We start from the raw sequence: 19,124 nt of genomic DNA, 5'->3' as shown, positions 1-19,124 counted from the left end.
CTTACCAAATGTGAACGGATTTGGCCTTCCCGGGTTTGAAATTTGTGTTTCAATAATCAAAGTATGAAACACAGGAAATCCATTTCCCATCTCGGGCAGATCGGCATCAACAACTCCCGGCAACGGCTGCCTGTCCGGGGAAGGAATATCGGGGCACCGCAGCTGATCCATGATCAGACTGATCCGGGGCTGCCAATGATCTCAGTGGCACCACTTTCAAAGGGGAGGGAGTCTTACGATCAGTTGCAGGTTGCCGAAAAGACGTTTACCGTTTTTGAAAGGTCGGCGCATATGCCGCACTATGAAGAGTCCGAAAAATTCTCCGCTACGATCCTGTCGATCCTGGCTTAACAACTTTAAAATAACTACAATGAATACTAACGATATAATAACCTCTACATTTCTCGTCAATTCCGTGGAAGTTAAGGTACATGCTGTTCAAACCGGCCTGATCTCGGTGAAAGAGAATTTTCTGGACCGAAAAGGCGCCGGGCCCATGAGTAAATTAAATATCGTTTTTGGTAAAAGATACGCGGATTTTATGCCGATTTGGGTATGGGTCATTGAACATCCTGAGGGAATTGTCGTGGTCGATACGGGGGATATTGAAGCATCGGCACATAGGCAATTCTATAATGACGAAACTATTTTGTCTAAGTTGACCCTGCGTGTCATGTCCAACAGGAGAAATATCAGCAAGCATGACGAATTGGATGCTCAGCTGCTGAGGCTTGGGATCAGACCTGACCAGGTCTCCAAAGTAGTATTGACCCATTTGCACGGGGATCATACCGACGGGCTCAAATTCTTTCCGGGCAATGAGATCATCGTCAACGAAGCCGAATACAGAAAGCCCTACGGCAATTTACCGACTACCTATCCAAAATGGTTTGCTCCGACGCTGGTAAACTTTTCGAAAAACAGGGTCGATCAATTTGACAGCGCATTTCCTCTGACAAGATCGGAAGACCTGTTACTGGTCCCCACGCCAGGCCATACCCATCATCATGCTTCGGTATTGTTAAAGACGGACAGTGCGCATATTCTGTTCGCGGGTGACACGTCCTACAAGCAGCAGCAGTTGCCGGACTTCAGCTTTGCCGGGTCCAATATCGACTATGATAAGACCAGGAGAACTTACAGCAATATTCTCGGATATGCCCGAAAACATCCCCTTATTTATTTGCCCTCACACGATGAGAATTCGGGGAACAGGTTGGTCAACCGGGAATATCTGATCAATTAGACAAAAACCAGTGAATCCCCAACTGAAAGCGGTCGTTTTCAAAACAGCACGACTGAAAGAGACGCAGGTCTTTTTTCCGAGCAGCTTGGCTTTCCGATCAAAGAATCTTCCCCAACTCATTTTGTCATATTTTCCGAAGGGGTCCGGGTTCTTTTTGTGGCCTCGGGTGGCGGTGGCGGTTTCGATGGCGATGGTGGTTGCGGTTGCGGTTGCTGTGGCGGCCCGCCGGTGGAGTTTTATCTTGGTCTGGGTTTGGGCGGTGAGCTTTGCGTTCTGGAGGACCCCAATCGGATAAAAATAGTCCTCTGTTGAGCAGTCCACTATTCCATTACGTGGGCCGCGGGCGGCCTACCGTTGTATCCGTTTGCGGATGCGGCTGAGGGAGGGGTTGGCAATGCCGAGGTACGAGGCGATATGATAGGCGGGGATGCGGTTGATGATATTGGGATGAGCTTCCAGCAGCCTGATATAGCGCTGCTCCGGTGAAAAGAACAGGAGTTCCTCTGTCCTGGTCTGGGAGTAGCTGAAGAATTGTTCCGCCAGCAGTCGGCCAAACCGGGCCCAGTTGGGATGCGTTTCGTAGAGGCCGGTCAGATCGCGATGGCTGATATAGATGATCTCGGAATCTTCCATTGCCTGAATAAAATAGTGACAGGCTATGCGGGTGACAAAACTTCGGAACGAAACGACAAACTGGTTCTCGGAGAAGAAGAAGATATTCGTCTCTTCGCCCGTGTCGGGATGACTGTAGTATATCCGGAAGATGCCTTTGACGACCAGCCCCAGATCGTTACAGACCATGTACTGCAGATTGAAGAAATCGTTCTTCCTGATCTTGCGGGTCTTCCAGAGATCTCGGCTATCGGCAAGGTCTTTCTCGGTCAGTGCCGAAAAATTCGCCAGGTAGTCACCAAGTATCTCATGGTTGTCATTCATAGCTGTCAGGCCACTAATTTAGCCATTCTCACTGTCACTGTCAAACGGATTGCCGTGATCAGGAAGTAAAAAGCGCCGAAAGCCGAGTAGCCGATCAGGCTGTTGATGCCCATGGTTGGGGAGTGGGCCAGCAGGATAAAGGCGGTGCCTGCCAGCATGGATTGGCCGCCGCTGAGGATCATCGCCCATTGACCGCCGAGTTGGCGCCTGCGGCTCAGGCCGAGAATCAGCTGGATGAGGCCTGCTACGATCGCCCATATGCCGAAGACGATCAGGGCTGCTGGTATGCTGATTTGCAGGGCCAGGGCTACGCCGATGGTAGTGAGGACACCGATGACGATGTTCACATACTGAGGAGTTTTTGTGGCCTGGCGCGGATTGGCCTTGATGTCCAGGAAGGTGGCAAGAACGTCCCAGAGCGGATAGATGATAAAAAGGATATTGGCCAGCTGGGGACTGGATTTGAGGCTGCTTGAAAGCAGGATTATCCATATTGCCGAAAAGGCGGTGCGCAGGAAATAGAGGTTGCGCAGGGACTGGGCGGTTTGAATGGTGTCGGAAGAGACAGCGGAATTTGAGTTCATTGTTTGATCTTTTGATGACTCAAAATTCTCACATATTTTTCTGTTGGATTTTCACTTAAGTTAAAATCGACAGCATGGGCAGTCATTTATTCCCTTTTTCCGGATAAGATACGAGACCAGGCTCGCTCCCGCCGAGGTCATTGAGCGAATACGGGGTAAGGTCGCCCAACCCGAATCGGGAGTGATAGCAGATCCATCATTCGGATCATAAGCGACATCCTCATTATATCCATTGCTTTTAACGGTCAAATTGGGAGGATTTGAATGAGGGTATACGGTGTAAATGCGTGGAATTATTTCTGCAACCGCCCTTGCTTCCGATTCATTTGCAAAAAAATACTCGGCAAAACCATAGTCGTATGCAATCTTGCTATAAAAAAGCCAAATTATTGGTTCCGGCGCCAAATTGATCCTTATCCATTTATTCAGATTATCAAACTCCATGAATCCACCTTCCAGAATAACAGAATATCGACGCATTTCCAACATTTCCTTTCTGCTAGTTTCATCATCAGCTTCCAATTGGAGAATGCCGTATTCAGACAGCATTTGTTGGTAAGATTGCAGTTTCATTACTACCCGCCCATTTTCTACGGGCGCCTCGTGAAGTTCAAGAGAAATTTTAAAAAAACAAAAACCGGCAGGTGGAACCCCGCCCCAACAATTAATATTATAATTATTCGTTGAGAGTAAAAGAACAATTCCTCCAGTCCGATGAAGGCCATTTTTGTCCTGCTTTTACTGCCACTGCAACTCTTTTCCCAGGATCTTTCGGGAATTTGGGTAGGAACGATTGCCACCTCCCAGGCGCAAATGCCATTTGAACTGGCCATCAACCGGGATATGACCGGTTATTCGATGGTTACGTTCATGTATAAGGGTGCTGAAAAAGTAGCCGTTAAGAAAATTACCCTGATACAAAAGGATAGTATTTTTACTATTTCAGACGATAAGCTGATCTACAATAATTTTGAAACCCGGTCCCGCAGCATCAAAACATTCTGTGATTTTTCCATTAAGATGTTTGACAGCACAATGGTTCTAAGCGGGGCTTTCCACACGCGAACGCGGGACCTGCGGGCTGGTGACTCCGATCTGGCTACAGGAACCATCACACTGCAAAAGCAAAATATCCAAGCTCACACAAGGCTGATCAAAAAACTCGACACGTTGAAATTGTCAAATACCCTTGCGTTCTCAAATCCCAGAGCAGATATAAAAGAAACTCCGGCCGTGGCGGTATCCAAACAAGAAGTCCCTGCCGTGGCAGTATCCGAAAAAGAAGCCCCTGCCGTGGCAGTATCCGAAAAAGAAGCCCCTGCCGTGGCGGTATCCAAAAAAGAAGCCCCCAAAGTTGCGGTATCCGGGAAAGAAGCCCCTGCTGTGGCAGAGACTCCGGTGAAAGATTTAATAGCCGTTAGAGTGCAGCAACGGGTAAGTTCCGAGAAAGGGAGAAACGGATCTTACAGTGTTGCGGGCAATAATACTACCACTGCACCTGCCATCCCGACTAATCTAAAGATCAATGCGCCCGCGGCAGATGTTGCGACGCGCAAAACAGAGGTTATTCGCACAATTGATTTTAAATCAGACAGCCTTGTATTGACTTTATATGATAATGGCATTGTTGATGGAGACACCGTAAGTGTGGTATTGAATGATCTGGTGATCATCCCAAGACAGGGCCTTACTGAACAAGCATATCGAAAAATCATAAATATACCCCCCGATTGGGGCGATTCTCTTCAATTGGTGTTATATGCAGAAAACCTCGGTTCCATTCCACCGAATTCCGGTTTGTTAATTATAGAAGACGGCGCCGACCGTTACGAGGTAGGATTTAAGGGAGATCTGAAAAACAGCTCCGCGGTGCAATTGAGAAGAAAGCGGTCGCTGTAGTCGCCTCCTCTGGCGAAATAAATTCATCCTCGCCAAAAACCTGCTGACATACTGTTGTCATTACCCGCCGATAGCTTTGTGTTGTACTTATTATACTACTTAAAAATTAATAACCATGTCAACACAACAGGCAACATCGGGCACCGCAGCCCCCTTCTCTCTACGCAGGAATTACTTAAACACTGGCAGGGACATCGTGGCCTGACACGCAAAATGATCGAAGCCTTCCCTGAAGACAGGCTGTTTACCTATTCTATCGGTGGTATGCGCCCGTTCTCTGACCTGGTATACGAGTTCCTCGGCATGGCAGTTCCCGGACTGCAAGGCATTGCTACCGGTAAATGGCAAAAGTGGGCAGACGCCGACAAAGTGAATACCAAAGCAGCATTATTGCAGCTGTGGGATGCCGCTACCGATGAGATCAACGCCATTTGGCCCACCATTCCACTCCATCGTTTTGCAGAACAGGATGTAGCATTTGGCCTATGGCCCGGCACCTGTCTTTCTTTCCTTTTTTATTTTATTGATAACGAAATACACCATCGTGGACAGGCATACGTCTACTTAAGAAGCCTGAGCATTGAGCCACCTGCCTTCTGGGACCGTCCCTAAAGCAATTTGAATGAATTGGAAATTGCATGGTCGATAAGAGACCGTGCATTTTTTTGCCCGGGATATTCCTATAAAAAGAAAACGCCTTGAAGATCAAGGCGCAAAATGTGTGTAGTCCCGACAGGAATCGAACCTGTATCTAAAGTTTAGGAAACTTCTATTCTATCCATTGAACTACGGGACCAATTTTCCGTTGTTGGCGGCGGGTTGGTGGACCCGGATCTTTTGGTGGTTCGCCGCGGAGGCGGACCGGTTTACCCTCGTTGTGGCTGGGCTTGTGGGCCGCGGCCGGGGCGGGCTGTGGGGCCTGCCGGGAGGGTAAGGGCCGCAAAAATACGGCAATTTTTTTTAGCTTGAGGATATTCCTTACTTTAATCCCTTCAATTAATTTATTTATTATGAGTCAAGTGAATATGTCAGGTTTGGGCCGCGTTCTGGTAGCGCTGGCCATGCCCGTATTTATGGGGGTGGCCGCAAAGGCGCAGGGGCCCCATTTCAGCCATCAGACCATTTTTGTGACGGACCTGGACCGGTCCGCCAGGTTTTATGAGAAAGTGATGGAGCTCAAAAAGATAGAGGAGCCGTTCCATGACGGAAAGCACGTGTGGTTCAGGATCTCGGAGCACGGGCAGCTGCATGTGGTGTCCGGGGCCAAGGAGGATATCCCGCACGACATCAGTATTCACCTGGCTTTTAGTGTGCCGTCGATGGAAGCCTTCACAAAACACCTTGACGCCGAGGGAATCAAGTATGGCAACTGGGCACAGAATACCAAGACCCCGCAGATGAGGCCCGACAAGGTGCAGCAGATCTACCTGCAGGACCCGGACGGGTTTTGGATCGAAGTTAACGATGACAAATTTTAAAGTGTGAACCGCCGAAGGGGATGTGAACCGCCGGAAGGGATGTGAACCGCCGGAGTGGGGCGGGGTAATGAAATGTGAACCGCGGGATGCCGGGGATGGCCGAGACCCGTTGGGTGATGGATATGTGAACCGTGGAAGGGGCGGTGAGGGGGAGTAGGAACCGCGAAGGGGCGGCTGGTGGACGAGAACCGGGCCCCCAACCCGGTCCCCGGGAAATTTGGGAATGTGAACCGCGCCGCGGGCCCACCGGGGGTGGAAATACCCTATATTTGCGTCCCCGAAGGACCGGGACGGTCCCAAGGCCGAAGGCCCATCATTAAACGGTTCGCGCCGATGGGGTATTTTCGGTCACCCCGGAGGCGCGGACCCTAAGAGGAATTATGAAGTTTTACAATATTGTCATCAAGTATCGGCTCCAGCTGGCTCTCCTTTTTATTATCCTTGGGGTCGTCGTAAATATATATGCTGGTTTCTGGCCGGCATTCCTGCCGTATTTTATCGCGCTGATCCTGATCGCCGGCCACTTGTTTGTTGGGCCGATGCGGCTGATCCAGGAACATATGGAAAGCGGCAATCTGGACGCGGCCGAGAAGGTGCTCAATTCCATCAAATTCCCAAACCTCCTGTACAAACCCATCCGTTCCGTATTCTATACCCTCAAGGGTAATATCGCGATGATGAAACAGGACTTCACCAGCGCCGAGATCAACATGAAGAAAGGATTGGACCTTGGGATGCCGATGAAGGAAGCCGAAGGCGCCAGCCTCCTCCAGATGGGGATGCTCGCGATGCAAAAAGGGGATATCCGTCAGGGTGAAAGCTATATCCGCCAGGCCTTACGCAAAGGGCTACCCGATAAGGATAATCAGGCCATGGCTTTCCTGCAGCTGTGCTCGATCATGGCGACGAGACGCGAGTTTCGCGCCGCCAAGGACTTTTTCCGCAAGGCCAAAGCCCTGAAGCCGACCAACCCCGAGATTGTAAAGCAGATAAAAGAATTGGAGAAACATATCCCCCGCCTGCCGGGTTAATGGGGATCAGTAGTTTCGGGTTAGCGGGGTGCCGGTATCGCGCCGGAAGGCTCCGGGCCACCCGCCGTGGCAGGGAACAATCGTTCAATCTGCCTGTACCTGTATTTAAAAATCCCATCCAGCTGCCTGCGCACGAATAGCGCATTGGCCAGCGATCCAATCCAGCCAAAGGGAATCTCATAGTGAACGATGTCGGTCATTTCGACGCCGCCACCGCCGGGCGCGGGGCGGAAATGGTGTTCGTGGTGCCATAACCGATAGGGGCCGCGACGCTGTTCGTCGATAAAGCACGCGCCTTCGGTAACCGACATAATTTCGGTCACCCACCGAACGGTAATCAGGGGCAACGGACGAAGCCGGTACTCAATGAGCTGGCCAGGAAAAATTTTATTAGTTGAAAGGGGGAGATCTGAAAGCATCCTGAATCTCATGTAGGGCGGAGTAATGAGGGGGAGATTCAATGGATTTACGAAAAAGGCCCAAATAAGGGAAGGGTCGCCGTGAACTGTCTGATGCCGGGTAAAAGAAACAACTGCCATACCCCAAATCTAGGGCGAACCAGCGGAAAGTTTCTGATTTGTCTAGCTCTCCATGGGCTGCTTGCCCGTAGAAGTTACACAGTCTACCATATGACGGAGAGCGCGAAGCGAAAGACTGTTCTTTTCGAGGAAATCGAAGCTGCCGTATTGCAGGTAAATTTCCTTAGTGTTGAGACCTTTCTGACTTGAGAACATTATCACGTAAACGCTGGGGTCCACGTCTCTTACCTTTTGAAGGGTGTCCAGACCATTCATCGGACCGTCCAGATTATAATCCAGAACGATCACCTTCGGGTGCTTGTCCAGTTCGGTAATACAGGACTCTCCCGTGGTGTAAAAATGAATGTTGGAGCTTAGGGTTTCCAGCTCTTTCGCGATAAGGCTTTGGTAGATCACGTTATCTTCGACAACGAAAATAACGGGTTGTTGACTTAATTGCATGATAACATGATAATTTAACTGTAGTGCAAGGTATAGTACCGGAAAATGGTGCCAGAAACGAATCAGTTGATTATCAGGAAAGAGGAGTTCCTGGGGTCTATGAACCGCTCTCGCTTTGGGAATTTTTGAAAAAGACTGGGAAAAAGGAGGGACCGCGGGGTCTGTCTACTTACGAGATGGGACGCTGGCCGGATTTGAAAACAGGAGTTTTTTTGCGCAGAAGGCCGAACGCAGGGTGGCTGCGGGATAAGCGGAACCCCGAGGGTCGAGGGGACATTTGAACCGTGACGAGGGACGCGGGGCTGGGGAGGGGCGTGAACCATGGGCCGGGGTCGGGGACGCCCGGCAGGGGGCCACCGGGCCAAAGGGGCCACCAGAGCTCCCTACCCCCTAATTCATTATCTCCGCCTTCAGCTGGAGAATACACTCCTCAATAACATTATCGATCATCCCCACCAGCGCGGGGATCTCCTGAATGCTTTCTTTTGTTTCGCGTTGGCTTCGACGGTACGGATCTCCTGGCGGATGGACTTGATGCCCATCGAGTCGATGGTAGATTTCAGCTTATGGGCCGTCTTTCCTACCTGGTCCCAGTTCTCCTGATTCATCGCATTCTTCAGGTCGGTCATATTCTGGGGCACCGTCTCGATGAACAGAGCCACCATCTTACGGATAAAACCTTCATCGCCGCCCGACACGGACTGAACCATTGAGAGATCATACAATCGGGGGTTTGCAGGGGTTGTCATAGTACTCGAATTGTTGTTGTTTTTAAAGGGATGGTCTTCGGATCCGCCGGAAGCCGCACCAGCAGGGGCGTCGCCGGAGAGGACCGGAGTCTTATAATAGGCCAGATTGCGGTAGATGACCTGGAACAGCCGCTCTTCGTCGAAGGGTTTGGCCAGGTAGTCGTTCATTCCCGCGGCCAGATATTTTTCACTGTCGCCCTTTAGCGCATTCGCGGTCAGGGCGATGATAGGAATATTCGATTTTACGGGGTCGGGTAACCGACGAATATGCTGGGTAGCCTCGATGCCATCCATCTCCGGCATCTGCACGTCCATCAGGATGCAGTCGAATGTGGCGTGTTCGAGTGCCTGCAGCGCCTCCAGACCATTGTTGACGATGACCACCTCAAATTCCCACGATTCCAGTATATGCCGCGCGAGGTATTGATTCAGCTCGACGTCCTCCGCTACCAGGATCTTTCGTTGCCCAAGGCTTTTGTAGTTTGTTTCCTGTCTTATTTCCTTTTCCTGCATAGCTTCAATGCTTAGATGATATGGAACTCGTATTATAAAGGCCGAGCCCTTGCCTGCTTCACTCTTCACCAACAACTCCCCGTTCTGCATTTCAACCATATGCTTACAGATGGCCAGCCCGAGGCCCGTACCACCGTATTTGCGGGAGATGGTTGCGTCGGCCTGTTCGAACGGTTCGAAGATCGTGGCCAGCCTTTCGGGACTGATACCGATGCCCGTGTCACTGACGACCACCTCTACCACCACGGCGTCTTCGTCGCCTACGGCGATACCCGTCGTGACCTTGATATGCCCTTCGTTGGTAAACTTCAGGGCATTGCTGAGGAGGTTGTTCAGCACCTGACTCAGCCGGTAGGGATCGCCTTCCACGACCAGGTCGCCGGGGACTGAATTCTGGAAGATCAGACCCAGCTCTTTCTCCTCCGCCCTATATATAAATGACTGTATGGTCGTCGCGATCTTGTCGACTATCTTAAACGGAATACTTTCCAATTGCAGTTTGCCCGCCACGATCTTTTCCAGATCAAGGATGTCATTTACGATGACGAGCAGGTTGTTGGCGGACTCCTGGATCAGCTGAAGATAGTTGCGCTGCTGTACGTCCAGGCGGGTCTTGTTGAGCAGGCTGGCGATGCCCAGAATGCCGTTCATCGGGGTCCTGATCTCGTGGCTCATATGCGCGAGGAAGGACTCCTTGGCCCGGGCGACATCGTCCGTAAGCTGCTTGGTCACCCGCAGCTCGCGCTCCATCGTGATCCGGTCTGTTATATCCTGCGAAAAGCCGATGATATAGGGTTCTTCGCCCGGCTCTTCCCTCCGGTAGTTCCTGTACAACAGGTGGATCTCCGTACCGTCCTTATTGAGAACGCTGAATTCCCCGCTGAGGTTGTTGTCCCTGCGGTGGATCGCCTTTACGTATTCTTCCCCGAAGCGGGCCCGGTGCTTTTCCGGCAGGAATTCCATCAGGTTTCGCCCAACCATCTCGTCCTCAGTATAGCCCAGGGTGCGGCAGACGGCGGGGTTGACGGCCAGGAGCCGCCCATTCATATCGTGTGTGCAGATGAGTGCCTGGCTGTAGTTGTAGAGGTCCCGGTATTTGTTCTCGCTGCGTCTGATCTTTTCCTCGTACTCCTTTTCCTCCGTGATCCGGATGGCGTAGATGATCACCTTGGTGATCCCGCCACCGTCTTCCTTTACCGGAGTCACCCGGTGCATATAGTGCTGTAAAACGCCTTTTTCGTCGCGAACGGCTTCCGTCCATTCCACCATGCTGCTGGTACGCAATACTTTTTCAAAGACCATCCTTCTGGCCCTGGCAATCACTTCCGACCGGCCGGCGCGCCTGCAAAACTCTTCATTGGTCCTGCCGACCATCCATTCGCGCATGGCGGCGTCCGGCACTGCACTCGGATTAGCGTACAGATAGCGGTATTCAGCGTCAGCAACAATGATCTCCGCAGGAGCCTTGTCCAGGATCTCCTGAAAGAAATTATTTTGTAAATACATGCCAGCGTCATTTTTCGGGGTGATGAGCCCCGCGGTTTACTTCATTTTCAGCTCACCGTTCTGGATCATGCGATAGAGCGTGGACTTTCCAACGTCCAGTTTCTTCGCGACGAGCAGAACGTCCTTGTCATACTTGTCTAAATAATGCTGCAGGATTTGTATCTCGAACTCTTTAAGGGTCATTTCTTTGTTCAACAGATCGGCAATACTCGCCGTCGTGTTGAGGGTAATGTGCTCGGGCTGGATAAGGTCGCCGTCCGCCATCACAACGGACAACTCCACGACCGATTTCAGCTCGCGGACGTTACCCGGGAAGGGATACTGCAGCAGTTTTTGGCTTGCCTCGGGAGAGAGGGTCTTTTTGTCCATCTTGTTCTCCCGGCAAAAGCCGTCTATGAAATGTTTGGAAAGGATGAGAATGTCGTTGCCTCTTTCCCTTAAAGGGGGAGGTAGATGGGGAGACCTATCAGACGATAATAAAGGTCTTCCCGAAAGTTCTTGCTCTTTACTTCTTCCAGCAGATTCTTGTGGGTCGCCACGATGATGCGAACGTCGATCTTGGTGACGCCGGTGCTGCCGATGCGGGTGATCTCCCTTTCCTGCAGGACGCGCAACAGCTTTGCCTGCAGATTGATGTCCAGCTCGCCGATCTCGTCGAGGAAAAGAGTGCCCTTGTCGGCCTCTTCGAATTTCCCGATACGGCGGGTGACGGCACCGGTGAAGGCCCCCTTCTCGTGTCCGAACAGCTCGCTCTCGATGAGGTCGCGGGGAATAGCGGCCACGTTGACGGCTACGAAGGGCAGCTTGTGTCGGTCCGAATTATAGTGTATCGCCTTGGCGATCATTTCCTTACCGGAGCCCGTCTCCCCTGTTACGGAGACGGTGATATTGGTCTTTGCGGCCTTTTCGATCATCGAAAAGACCTTATTTATCTGTTCACTTTTTCCCAGGATCATCTGGGAGAAGTCGTATTTCTTGCCTACCTGGCTTTTGAGGGTCTCCACCTCCTGTTTGAGGCTGCTGATCTCCCGCAGGTGGAGGATGCTGTTCCAGAGACGGTCCTTGGTGTCGTCGTCCTTTACGATATAGTCGAAGGCCCCGTTCTTTAGCAGATTGATGGCGGTTGCGACGTCCTCCTGTCCGGAGATGACGATGACCCGGATGTCCGGATTGTGTTCTTTTATCTTCTTCAATACCTCGGCGCCGTCGCAGTCGGGCAGAGAGTAGTCGAGTGTTACAACTTCGGGATTTTCATGTAGTGCGGCAAAAAAATCGCGTGGTGATTCAAACCGTTTGACCTCATACTCGGGGTTAAGTGAGAGATAATGCTGGAGCATAGAGCCATACCAAACATCATCTTCAACGATGAATACTTTAAAGGAGTGATGGTTTTTCATACTTGCGTTTATATAGGATCAGGACTTAAACGTTGGATTTGCTAAATTATTCCCATATTAAGACATTTTCCAATCCATTTCCCATCTTTTTGTACAATTATGGGTAATAAAGGACGAAACTAGGGGTTTACCACTAATTTTATGTGGTTTGGGAAAGGGTCCAGGGGTCGGTCGGCGGCGGATTTTGACCCAAAACGGGAATTCAGAAGGGGATTTTGGAGGCCAGGTCAGGACCCCGGGGGCTGGGGGGGCTATGAACCGCGGAAACGGGGGCCGTGGTCCAAATTCCTATCTTTACACCATGTCAATAAATCGGGAAAAGCTCCGCGCACATTTTCGGGAAGAATACCAGCGGCTCAACGAGCAGCAACAGCTGGCGGTGGATACTACGGAGGGACCCGTTATGGTCATCGCAGGGCCCGGCACCGGGAAGACGCAGATCCTGGCGGCCCGCATCGGCAAGATCCTTCTCGACTCGGACGTATACCCCCAGAATATCCTCTGTCTCACTTACACGGACGCCGGCACCATCGCCATGCGGCGGCGCCTGCTGTCATTTATCGGTCCCGACGCCTATAAGGTCAATATTTACACCTTCCACGGCTTTTGCAACGATATCATCCAGGAGAACCTGCCGCTTTTCGAAAAAACGGCCCTCGACCCCATTTCCGACCTCGAACGCATTCAGCTGTTCAAGACCCTGATCGATTCCTTCCCAAAGAACCACCCCTTAAAAAGATACCGTGGCGACGTCTATTATGAGATGCGCAACCTGCAGAACCTGTTCTCCGCGATGAAAAGGGAAGGCTGGACACCCGAATTTATCAATAGCAAGATCGACCAGTACCTCGCCGCGCTGCCGACCCGCGACGAATATATCGCCAAAAGGGCCACGAAGGAGTTCAAAAAAGGCGATGTCCGGACCGACAAGATCGCCGAGGAACAGGACCGGATGGACAAGCTCCGCGCCGCCGTCGGCGAGTTCGAACCGTTCCAGGCGCTCATGCGGAAGAATAACCGATATGACTTCGACGACATGATAAATTGGGTCATCAGGGTATTTGAAGAGAATAAAGCCCTGCTGTCCTCCTACCAGGAACGCTACCAGTATATCCTCGTGGACGAATACCAGGATACCAGCGGCACCCAGAACAGGCTGGTCTCGCTGCTCATCAGCTACTGGGACCAGCCCAATGTATTTGTGGTGGGAGACGACGACCAGAGCATCTACAGATTCCAGGGCGCGAACGTGGAGAATATGCTGGAGTTCGCCAACCAGTATAGCAAGGACATGCTCACCGTGGTGCTTACCAACAACTACCGGAGCACACAGCCCATACTCGACGTGTCGCGGACGCTGATAGAGAACAATCAGGAGCGGCTGGTGACACAGCTACCCGGCCTTTCCAAGAACCTGCTCTCCAGCCACCCGCTGATCAGGCAGTACGCTTTCCCGCCGCGGCTGCAGGAATGTCTCAGCCCCAGGCAGGAGATGACGAATATCACCCTTCAGATCGAAAAAATGATCAAAGAGGGCGTCGTACCCGGCCGAATCGCCGTTATATATAAGGAGAACAAATACGGCGAAGAGCTGGCCCGCTTCCTCCAGCTGAAGCAGATACCGGTGTATAGCAAACGAAGCCTGAACCTCTTCGAGATCCCTCTGGCGCAGAAGATACTGCTAATGCTCCGCTATCTCGCCGCGGAACACGACGCGGCCTATGGCGGCGACGAGATGCTTTCGAGATCCTGCATTTCGACTTCTTCGGGATCGCGCCGATCGAGATCGCGAAGCTTTCCGTCGAGGTCGCCGAGCGGCAGTTCAGCAATGACAATCGTACTTCCATAAGGCGTCTGCTGCACGAAAAAGCTACCAGGCCGGCAAGGGACCTCTTCGACACGGGTCTTCCGGAAGGGATGAAGAAGGCGAGCCGTGCAATGGAGCGGCTGATTGGCGACGTACCGAATGTGACGCTGCAGGCGCTTTTCGAGAACATGATCCGCGAGACAGGGGTACTGGCCTTTATCATGAAGAGCCCGGAAAAGATCTGGCTGATGCAGGTGCTGACGGCGGTGTTCAACTTCGTCCGCGAAGAATCGCGGCGCAACCCCGACCTCACGCTGGAGCAGCTGATCCAGATGACCGACCTCATGAAGGACAACGGCCTCTCCCTCCCGCTGGTGCAGGTGTCGGGCAGCGACAAAGCTGTCAATCTGCTGACTGCACACGGATCGAAGGGTCTCGAGTTCCAGTATGTGTTTTTCGCAGGTTGCAACGCCTCCACCTGGGAGAAGAAACGCAAGCTGAATAACGGCTATAAATATCCGGACACAATATTTGCCCGGGTCGACAACTCGGTGGAAAGGGACGAGGAGGAGCTGCGCAGGCTGTTCTATGTGGCGCTGACGAGGGTCGAGCAGCATTTGAATATTTCGTGGTCCCGGTTCAGAGACGACGGGAAGGAGCTGGAGCCCTCCGTCTTTATCGCGGAGATACAGGACCAGCACGTGCTGCCAGTCGAGAAGATCAGTGTCACCCCCGAAGAGCAGGCCGAATTCGACGCCCTGCCATTCGGCGACAGTATCGCTCCGGAAATCGAATCGGCCGAAGAAGATTTTATCAGCAGGATGCTCGAGAAATTCGTCATGAACGTGACGGCCCTCAACAACTATCTCAAGTGTCCGCTGGAGTTTTATTACCGCAATCTGGTGCGGATCCCGTCCCCAAAGAATGAGGCAACGGAATTCGGAAGCGCCATCCACTTTGCGCTGCAGCGGCTCTTCGAGAAGATGAAGGAGCATGTGAAGGAACAGTTCCCCTCCAGAGAAGAGATGCTGACCGATTTTCAGTGGTATATGCGCCGCCACCGGGAGATCTTTACGCGGGAGGCCTTTGCCCGCAGGATGGAATACGGACAGGAAGTGTTGTCGAATTACTATGAAAAATATATCCACCAGTGGAACCGGATCGTCACGGTAGAGCGGAATATCCGGAACGTCATCGTCAGGGGAGTGCCGCTGAAGGGCAAGCTGGACAAGCTGGAATTCCAGGGAAAAGAAGTGAATGTCGTGGACTATAAGACGGGGGATGTTGACAAGGCCAGGGACAAACTTCTTGCGCCCAGCGAAAGGGACCCCAACGGCGGCGACTATTGGCGGCAGGCCGTTTTTTACAAGATACTCGTCGACAGCTATGAGCAGAAGGACTGGAAGGTCACCAGTACCGAATTCGATTTTGTGGAGCCCGACAAGAAGAAGGAGTACCGGAAGGTCAGGATAGTGATCACCCCGGAGGATATCACGACTGTCACCCAGCAGATCATCGACACCTGGCAGAAGATACAGAACCGCGAGTTCTATACGGGCTGCGGGAAACCAGATTGTCACTGGTGTAATTTTGTTAAAACTAATAATCTGGCCGTCGCGCTGCATGAGGTTAGCGAGGATGACGAAGAGATTTAATTATGTTTGTAAAATGAAGCTTCGAAACGGTCTATTCTTTTTTGGCCTTTTTTCCCTGTTGATCATTGGCGCCGTCAGTCATTCCGGGTGTGCGAATATAGTTCCCCCCACGGGCGGTCCCCGGGACACTCTCCCACCCCGCCTCGTCTCGGCGGTACCCGGCGATTCCGACAGGAATTTCAACACCAATAAGATCGTTTTTACCTTCGATGAATATATCGATCCCAAGGATATCCGGACCGAACTGATCGTCTCTCCCTACCGAAAGTCGAGCCTATTGTAGACTCGAAACTAAGGACGCTCACGGTCAAGCTGAAGGATACGCTGGAACCCAATACTACCTATTCCCTGAACTTCGGCAAATCGATCAGGGACTATAATGAAGGGAATATTCTGAAGGACTTCAGGTACGTCTTTACGACGGGTCGTCGTATCGATCAGGGGGCTTTCGGCGGGACGGTGGTCATTGCCAATACGGGTAAGGCGGACAGCAGCCTGGTCGTGGTCCTGCACCGGAAATTCGACGACTCTGCGGTAGTGAAGGACAGACCCCGGTATCTGACCCGCATGGACTCCACGGGAAGCTTTTACTTCGAGAATATACAACCCGGCAGATATGCGGTATACGCGATGAAGGACGAGGGCGGTTCGCATAAATATCTTTCGAAGGGCCAGCTGTTTGCTTTTGCGGACTCGCCGGTTGTCATTACCGAAAATACCTCGCCGCTGACGCTGTACGCCTATGCGGAAGAGACGGGGACCAGGCCAAAAACGACGACGACCCAGACCCCGGCGCAGCCCGCCGGCAGGAAGACCGCGAGGGAGCGGGAAAAGGACCGTCGTCTGCAGTTTCAGACCAATGCGACCAACGGCGTTTTCGACGTCCTCGATACATTCAGGATAACGTTCGCGACCGGGATGAAAGTCTTCGATTCCACGCAGTTGCGATTCACGGATGAGAATTTCAAAGACATCGATCCAAGGCGCTACCGCTATGTCCGGGACACCACCAACAAGATCTTCGCCATGTTCTACAACTGGCCGACAGATACCAAATTTAATCTTATCATACCCAAAACTTTTGGACAGGATTCTGCGGGGAGAAGGCTGCTGAAGGACGATACCGTGACCTGGAGGACCAAGAAGGATATCGATTATGGCGAGATCAGGATCAGGATCCCGAATCTCAATATGTCCCAGCGGCCGGTGCTGCAGATGGTGGTGGGCGACAACGTAAAATATTCTTTTCCTTTCAACAACCGGAGGGAAGTGCGGATGATCCTGTTCCCTCCCGGAGAATACGAGCTCCGGGTACTCTATGATACCAACGGCAATCTCCGCTGGGATACGGGCAATTTTTTCGGTAAAAAGCTACAGCCGGAGAGGGTGATACCGATCCGGAGAAAGCTCACGGTCAAGGCGAACTGGGACAATGATATAGACATTAGTTTGTAGGGGTTTCGTACCTTTGCAGGATGCAATTTTCCTCAACTTTACTGGAGAGTGCGGTAGGTGAGTTTGCCAAGCTGCCGGGCATCGGAAAGAAGACGGCTCTGCGGCTGGTGCTGCATCTGCTGAAGACGGATGCGGGCAATGTACAGGGGTTTGGAGAGGCGCTGATCCGGATGCGCCAGGAGATAAAATTCTGTCAGCGCTGTCATAATGTGTCGGACGGCGATATCTGTTCGATCTGCGCCAATTCGCTCCGCAAGCAGGAGCTGATCTGTGTCGTGGAGAGTCTTCGCGAGGTCATCGCGATCGAGAGCACCCAGCAGTATAGCGGTACCTATCATGTGCTCGGGGGGATCATCTCGCCGCTGGATGGGGTGGGTCCCGATCAACTGAATATAGAGACGCTTGTCAACCGGGTCAAAAAGGAGCACACGCATGAGCTGATCTTTGCCCTGAACCCCAATATACAGGGGGATACTACCATCTATTATATACAGAAAAAGCTGCAGGACCTGCCGGTCCGGGTCACGACGATCGCCCGGGGTATCGCCTTTGGCGGCGAGTTGGAGTATGCGGATGAGATGACGCTGGCCCGGAGTATCACCAACCGGCTGCCGGTGGAGAGTTACCGAACGGGGGATGAGTCGGCTGTATGACCTTGCAGATAATTGTTTTTTGTATATCTTTGCACCCTGTACGGGCGGATTTGTTTATTGTTCAGCCTGTACGACCGGGTAACACCGGTAATAACTGAACTAATAAACGTCTGAAATAATCCCTCTTTTTATTTCCCTCGTTAAGCAGTTCAGAAAATTTTTTACGGTATAACACGTTTAAACCCAGGAGGTAAGTCATGGACGTACGTTCAACTATTCAGGAACTGTTAAAAAACGCATACTCATCATCGATGGCGCGATGGGGACAATGATCCAGCGTCATAAATTAGAAGAGAAGGACTATCGCGGAGACCGGTTCAAAGACTGGAAGATCGATGTCAAGGGGAATAACGACCTGCTCAATCTTACGCAGCCGCAGATAATCGAAGGCATCCACCGGGAATACCTGGAGGCGGGCGCCGATATCATCGAGACCAATACGTTCAACTCGCAGCGGGTGAGCCTGGCCGACTATCATATGGAAGAATTGTCGTACGAGCTGAATGTGGCAGCGGCGCGTCTCGCGAAGAAGGCGGCGGCGGAGTATACGGCGAAGGACCCTGCAAAACCCAGATTTGTGGCAGGAGCGATAGGGCCGATGAGCAAAACGCTTTCGCTGTCCCCCGACGTGAACAACCCGGGCTTCCGGTCGGTGACCTTTGACGAGGTGTCTTCCGCGTACTACGAGCAGGTAAAGGGTCTGGTAGACGGCGGCGCCGATCTGCTGCTGGTGGAGACCATCTTTGATACGCTGAACGCCAAGGCTGCGATCTTCGCTATCCAGAAATTCTTCCGGGATTCTAAAACGCCCGAGCTGCCGATCCTGATCAGCGGAACGATCACCGATGCCAGCGGCCGAACCCTCAGCGGTCAGACGCTGGAAGCCTTCTATGTCTCAGTCATGCACGCCCGTCCTTTGAGCGTGGGGCTCAACTGTGCGCTGGGGGCTGCCGAAATGCGGCCGCATATCGAAGAGTTGAGTCAGATAGCCGCCTGTTTCACATCGGCCTATCCCAACGCCGGATTGCCGAATGCAATGGGTGAATATGACGAGCAGCCCGAGCAAACGGCGCATTTTATCGAAGAATGGGCCGAGAACGGGTTTGTGAATATCGTTGGAGGATGTTGTGGAACCACTCCGGACCATATCAGACATATCGCAGAGCACGTGGCCGGGATCAGCCCCAGGCCGCTTCCCGTAGTAGAAAAAGAATTAGTTTAATTTATATATAGTA

Annotated in this window: 20 protein-coding genes, 1 tRNA gene and 1 pseudogene; 13 read left to right on the top strand and 9 right to left on the bottom strand. The window is 52.0% G+C overall.

Annotation, left to right across the window (positions count from 1 at the left end; translation table 11 throughout):
- The first annotated feature begins 63 nt into the window (after nt 1–63).
- Nucleotides 64–351, top strand: coding sequence for a hypothetical protein (locus ACQ86N_RS46645; RefSeq protein ID WP_431213036.1), 288 nt, complete (start codon nt 64–66; stop codon nt 349–351).
- A 19-nt stretch (nt 352–370) separates the two neighbouring features.
- On the top strand, nt 371–1,246 hold the full coding sequence (locus ACQ86N_RS46640) for an N-acyl homoserine lactonase family protein (RefSeq protein WP_431213035.1): 876 nt from the start codon (nt 371–373) through the stop codon (nt 1,244–1,246).
- A 348-nt stretch (nt 1,247–1,594) separates the two neighbouring features.
- On the opposite strand, the gene ACQ86N_RS46635 is transcribed toward ACQ86N_RS46640, so the two are convergent.
- The 3 genes from ACQ86N_RS46635 to ACQ86N_RS46625 are packed head-to-tail and all read right to left on the bottom strand — an operon-like array spanning nt 1,595 to nt 3,339.
- Nucleotides 1,595–2,182, bottom strand: coding sequence for a Crp/Fnr family transcriptional regulator (locus ACQ86N_RS46635; RefSeq protein WP_431213034.1), 588 nt, complete (start codon nt 2,180–2,182; stop codon nt 1,595–1,597).
- A gap of 5 nt (nt 2,183–2,187) precedes the next feature.
- Nucleotides 2,188–2,766, bottom strand: coding sequence for a hypothetical protein (locus ACQ86N_RS46630; RefSeq protein WP_431213033.1), 579 nt, complete (start codon nt 2,764–2,766; stop codon nt 2,188–2,190).
- Between the two features lie 60 nt (nt 2,767–2,826).
- Nucleotides 2,827–3,339, bottom strand: coding sequence for a hypothetical protein (locus ACQ86N_RS46625; RefSeq protein ID WP_431213032.1), 513 nt, complete (start codon nt 3,337–3,339; stop codon nt 2,827–2,829).
- A 141-nt stretch (nt 3,340–3,480) separates the two neighbouring features.
- Here ACQ86N_RS46625 and ACQ86N_RS46620 point away from each other — a divergent pair, with 141 nt between their 5' ends.
- Both ACQ86N_RS46620 and ACQ86N_RS46615 read left to right on the top strand, forming a co-directional pair.
- Complete coding sequence (locus ACQ86N_RS46620; RefSeq protein WP_431213031.1) at nt 3,481–4,665, top strand: hypothetical protein; 1,185 nt, start codon at nt 3,481–3,483, stop codon at nt 4,663–4,665.
- 54 nt (nt 4,666–4,719) lie between these two features.
- Nucleotides 4,720–5,277 carry a DinB family protein gene (locus ACQ86N_RS46615; protein ID WP_431213030.1) on the top strand — a complete coding sequence of 186 codons (558 nt, stop codon included), beginning with the start codon at nt 4,720–4,722 and terminating at the stop codon, nt 5,275–5,277.
- Between the two features lie 112 nt (nt 5,278–5,389).
- On the opposite strand, the gene ACQ86N_RS46610 is transcribed toward ACQ86N_RS46615, so the two are convergent.
- Nucleotides 5,390–5,461, bottom strand: a tRNA-Arg gene (locus ACQ86N_RS46610).
- Between the two features lie 214 nt (nt 5,462–5,675).
- Here ACQ86N_RS46610 and ACQ86N_RS46605 point away from each other — a divergent pair.
- Nucleotides 5,676–6,143 carry a VOC family protein gene (locus tag ACQ86N_RS46605; RefSeq protein WP_431213029.1) on the top strand — a complete coding sequence of 156 codons (468 nt, stop codon included), beginning with the start codon at nt 5,676–5,678 and terminating at the stop codon, nt 6,141–6,143.
- A 380-nt stretch (nt 6,144–6,523) separates the two neighbouring features.
- Complete coding sequence (locus ACQ86N_RS46600) at nt 6,524–7,174, top strand: tetratricopeptide repeat protein (protein WP_431213028.1); 651 nt, start codon at nt 6,524–6,526, stop codon at nt 7,172–7,174.
- Nucleotides 7,175–7,194: 20 nt separating this feature from the next.
- On the opposite strand, the gene ACQ86N_RS46595 is transcribed toward ACQ86N_RS46600, so the two are convergent.
- The 5 genes from ACQ86N_RS46595 to ACQ86N_RS46575 all read right to left on the bottom strand — a co-directional run bounded on the left by ACQ86N_RS46595 (nt 7,195) and on the right by ACQ86N_RS46575 (nt 12,319).
- Entirely contained in the window at nt 7,195–7,485 is a 291-nt protein-coding gene (locus tag ACQ86N_RS46595; RefSeq protein ID WP_431213027.1) for an SRPBCC family protein, read from the bottom strand.
- A 270-nt stretch (nt 7,486–7,755) separates the two neighbouring features.
- Nucleotides 7,756–8,154, bottom strand: coding sequence for a response regulator (locus tag ACQ86N_RS46590; RefSeq protein ID WP_431213026.1), 399 nt, complete (start codon nt 8,152–8,154; stop codon nt 7,756–7,758).
- Between the two features lie 446 nt (nt 8,155–8,600).
- The gene (locus ACQ86N_RS46585; RefSeq protein ID WP_431213025.1) at nt 8,601–10,922 is read right to left on the bottom strand and encodes a PAS domain S-box protein; all 2,322 of its coding nucleotides are present in this window, start codon (nt 10,920–10,922) and stop codon (nt 8,601–8,603) included.
- Between the two features lie 36 nt (nt 10,923–10,958).
- On the bottom strand, nt 10,959–11,291 hold the full coding sequence (locus ACQ86N_RS46580; protein ID WP_431213024.1) for a hypothetical protein: 333 nt from the start codon (nt 11,289–11,291) through the stop codon (nt 10,959–10,961).
- 68 nt (nt 11,292–11,359) lie between these two features.
- A complete protein-coding gene (locus ACQ86N_RS46575; RefSeq protein ID WP_431213023.1) occupies nt 11,360–12,319 on the bottom strand; it encodes a sigma-54-dependent transcriptional regulator in 960 nt (319 codons plus the stop codon).
- 301 nt (nt 12,320–12,620) lie between these two features.
- Here ACQ86N_RS46575 and ACQ86N_RS46570 point away from each other — a divergent pair, with 301 nt between their 5' ends.
- The 7 genes and pseudogenes from ACQ86N_RS46570 to ACQ86N_RS46540 all read left to right on the top strand — a co-directional run bounded on the left by ACQ86N_RS46570 (nt 12,621) and on the right by ACQ86N_RS46540 (nt 19,111).
- The gene (locus tag ACQ86N_RS46570; RefSeq protein WP_431213022.1) at nt 12,621–14,168 is read left to right on the top strand and encodes an ATP-dependent helicase; all 1,548 of its coding nucleotides are present in this window, start codon (nt 12,621–12,623) and stop codon (nt 14,166–14,168) included.
- A gap of 68 nt (nt 14,169–14,236) precedes the next feature.
- Nucleotides 14,237–15,781: a PD-(D/E)XK nuclease family protein gene (locus ACQ86N_RS46565; protein WP_431213021.1), complete on the top strand. Its 1,545-nt coding sequence runs from the start codon at nt 14,237–14,239 to the stop codon at nt 15,779–15,781.
- A 13-nt stretch (nt 15,782–15,794) separates the two neighbouring features.
- Entirely contained in the window at nt 15,795–16,064 is a 270-nt protein-coding gene (locus ACQ86N_RS46560; protein ID WP_431213020.1) for an Ig-like domain-containing protein, read from the top strand.
- Nucleotides 15,995–16,144 (top strand): annotated as a pseudogene (locus tag ACQ86N_RS46555) (hypothetical protein); the annotation flags it as partial. The gene ACQ86N_RS46560 and the pseudogene ACQ86N_RS46555, both read left to right, overlap by 70 nt.
- A gap of 96 nt (nt 16,145–16,240) precedes the next feature.
- Complete coding sequence (locus ACQ86N_RS46550) at nt 16,241–17,236, top strand: hypothetical protein (RefSeq protein WP_431213019.1); 996 nt, start codon at nt 16,241–16,243, stop codon at nt 17,234–17,236.
- Between the two features lie 20 nt (nt 17,237–17,256).
- Nucleotides 17,257–17,889: a recombination mediator RecR gene (recR, locus tag ACQ86N_RS46545; RefSeq protein ID WP_431213018.1), complete on the top strand. Its 633-nt coding sequence runs from the start codon at nt 17,257–17,259 to the stop codon at nt 17,887–17,889.
- A 238-nt stretch (nt 17,890–18,127) separates the two neighbouring features.
- Nucleotides 18,128–19,111, top strand: coding sequence for a homocysteine S-methyltransferase family protein (locus ACQ86N_RS46540; RefSeq protein ID WP_431217878.1), 984 nt, complete (start codon nt 18,128–18,130; stop codon nt 19,109–19,111).
- The last annotated feature ends 13 nt before the right edge of the window (nt 19,112–19,124 follow it).

Origin of the sequence: Puia sp. P3 (assembly GCF_050632245.1) — a bacterium.
Lineage (GTDB): Bacteria > Bacteroidota > Bacteroidia > Chitinophagales > Chitinophagaceae > Puia.
The sequence above is the reverse complement of the archived record's forward strand: the minus strand, read 5'-3'. Positions and strand labels throughout refer to the sequence as shown.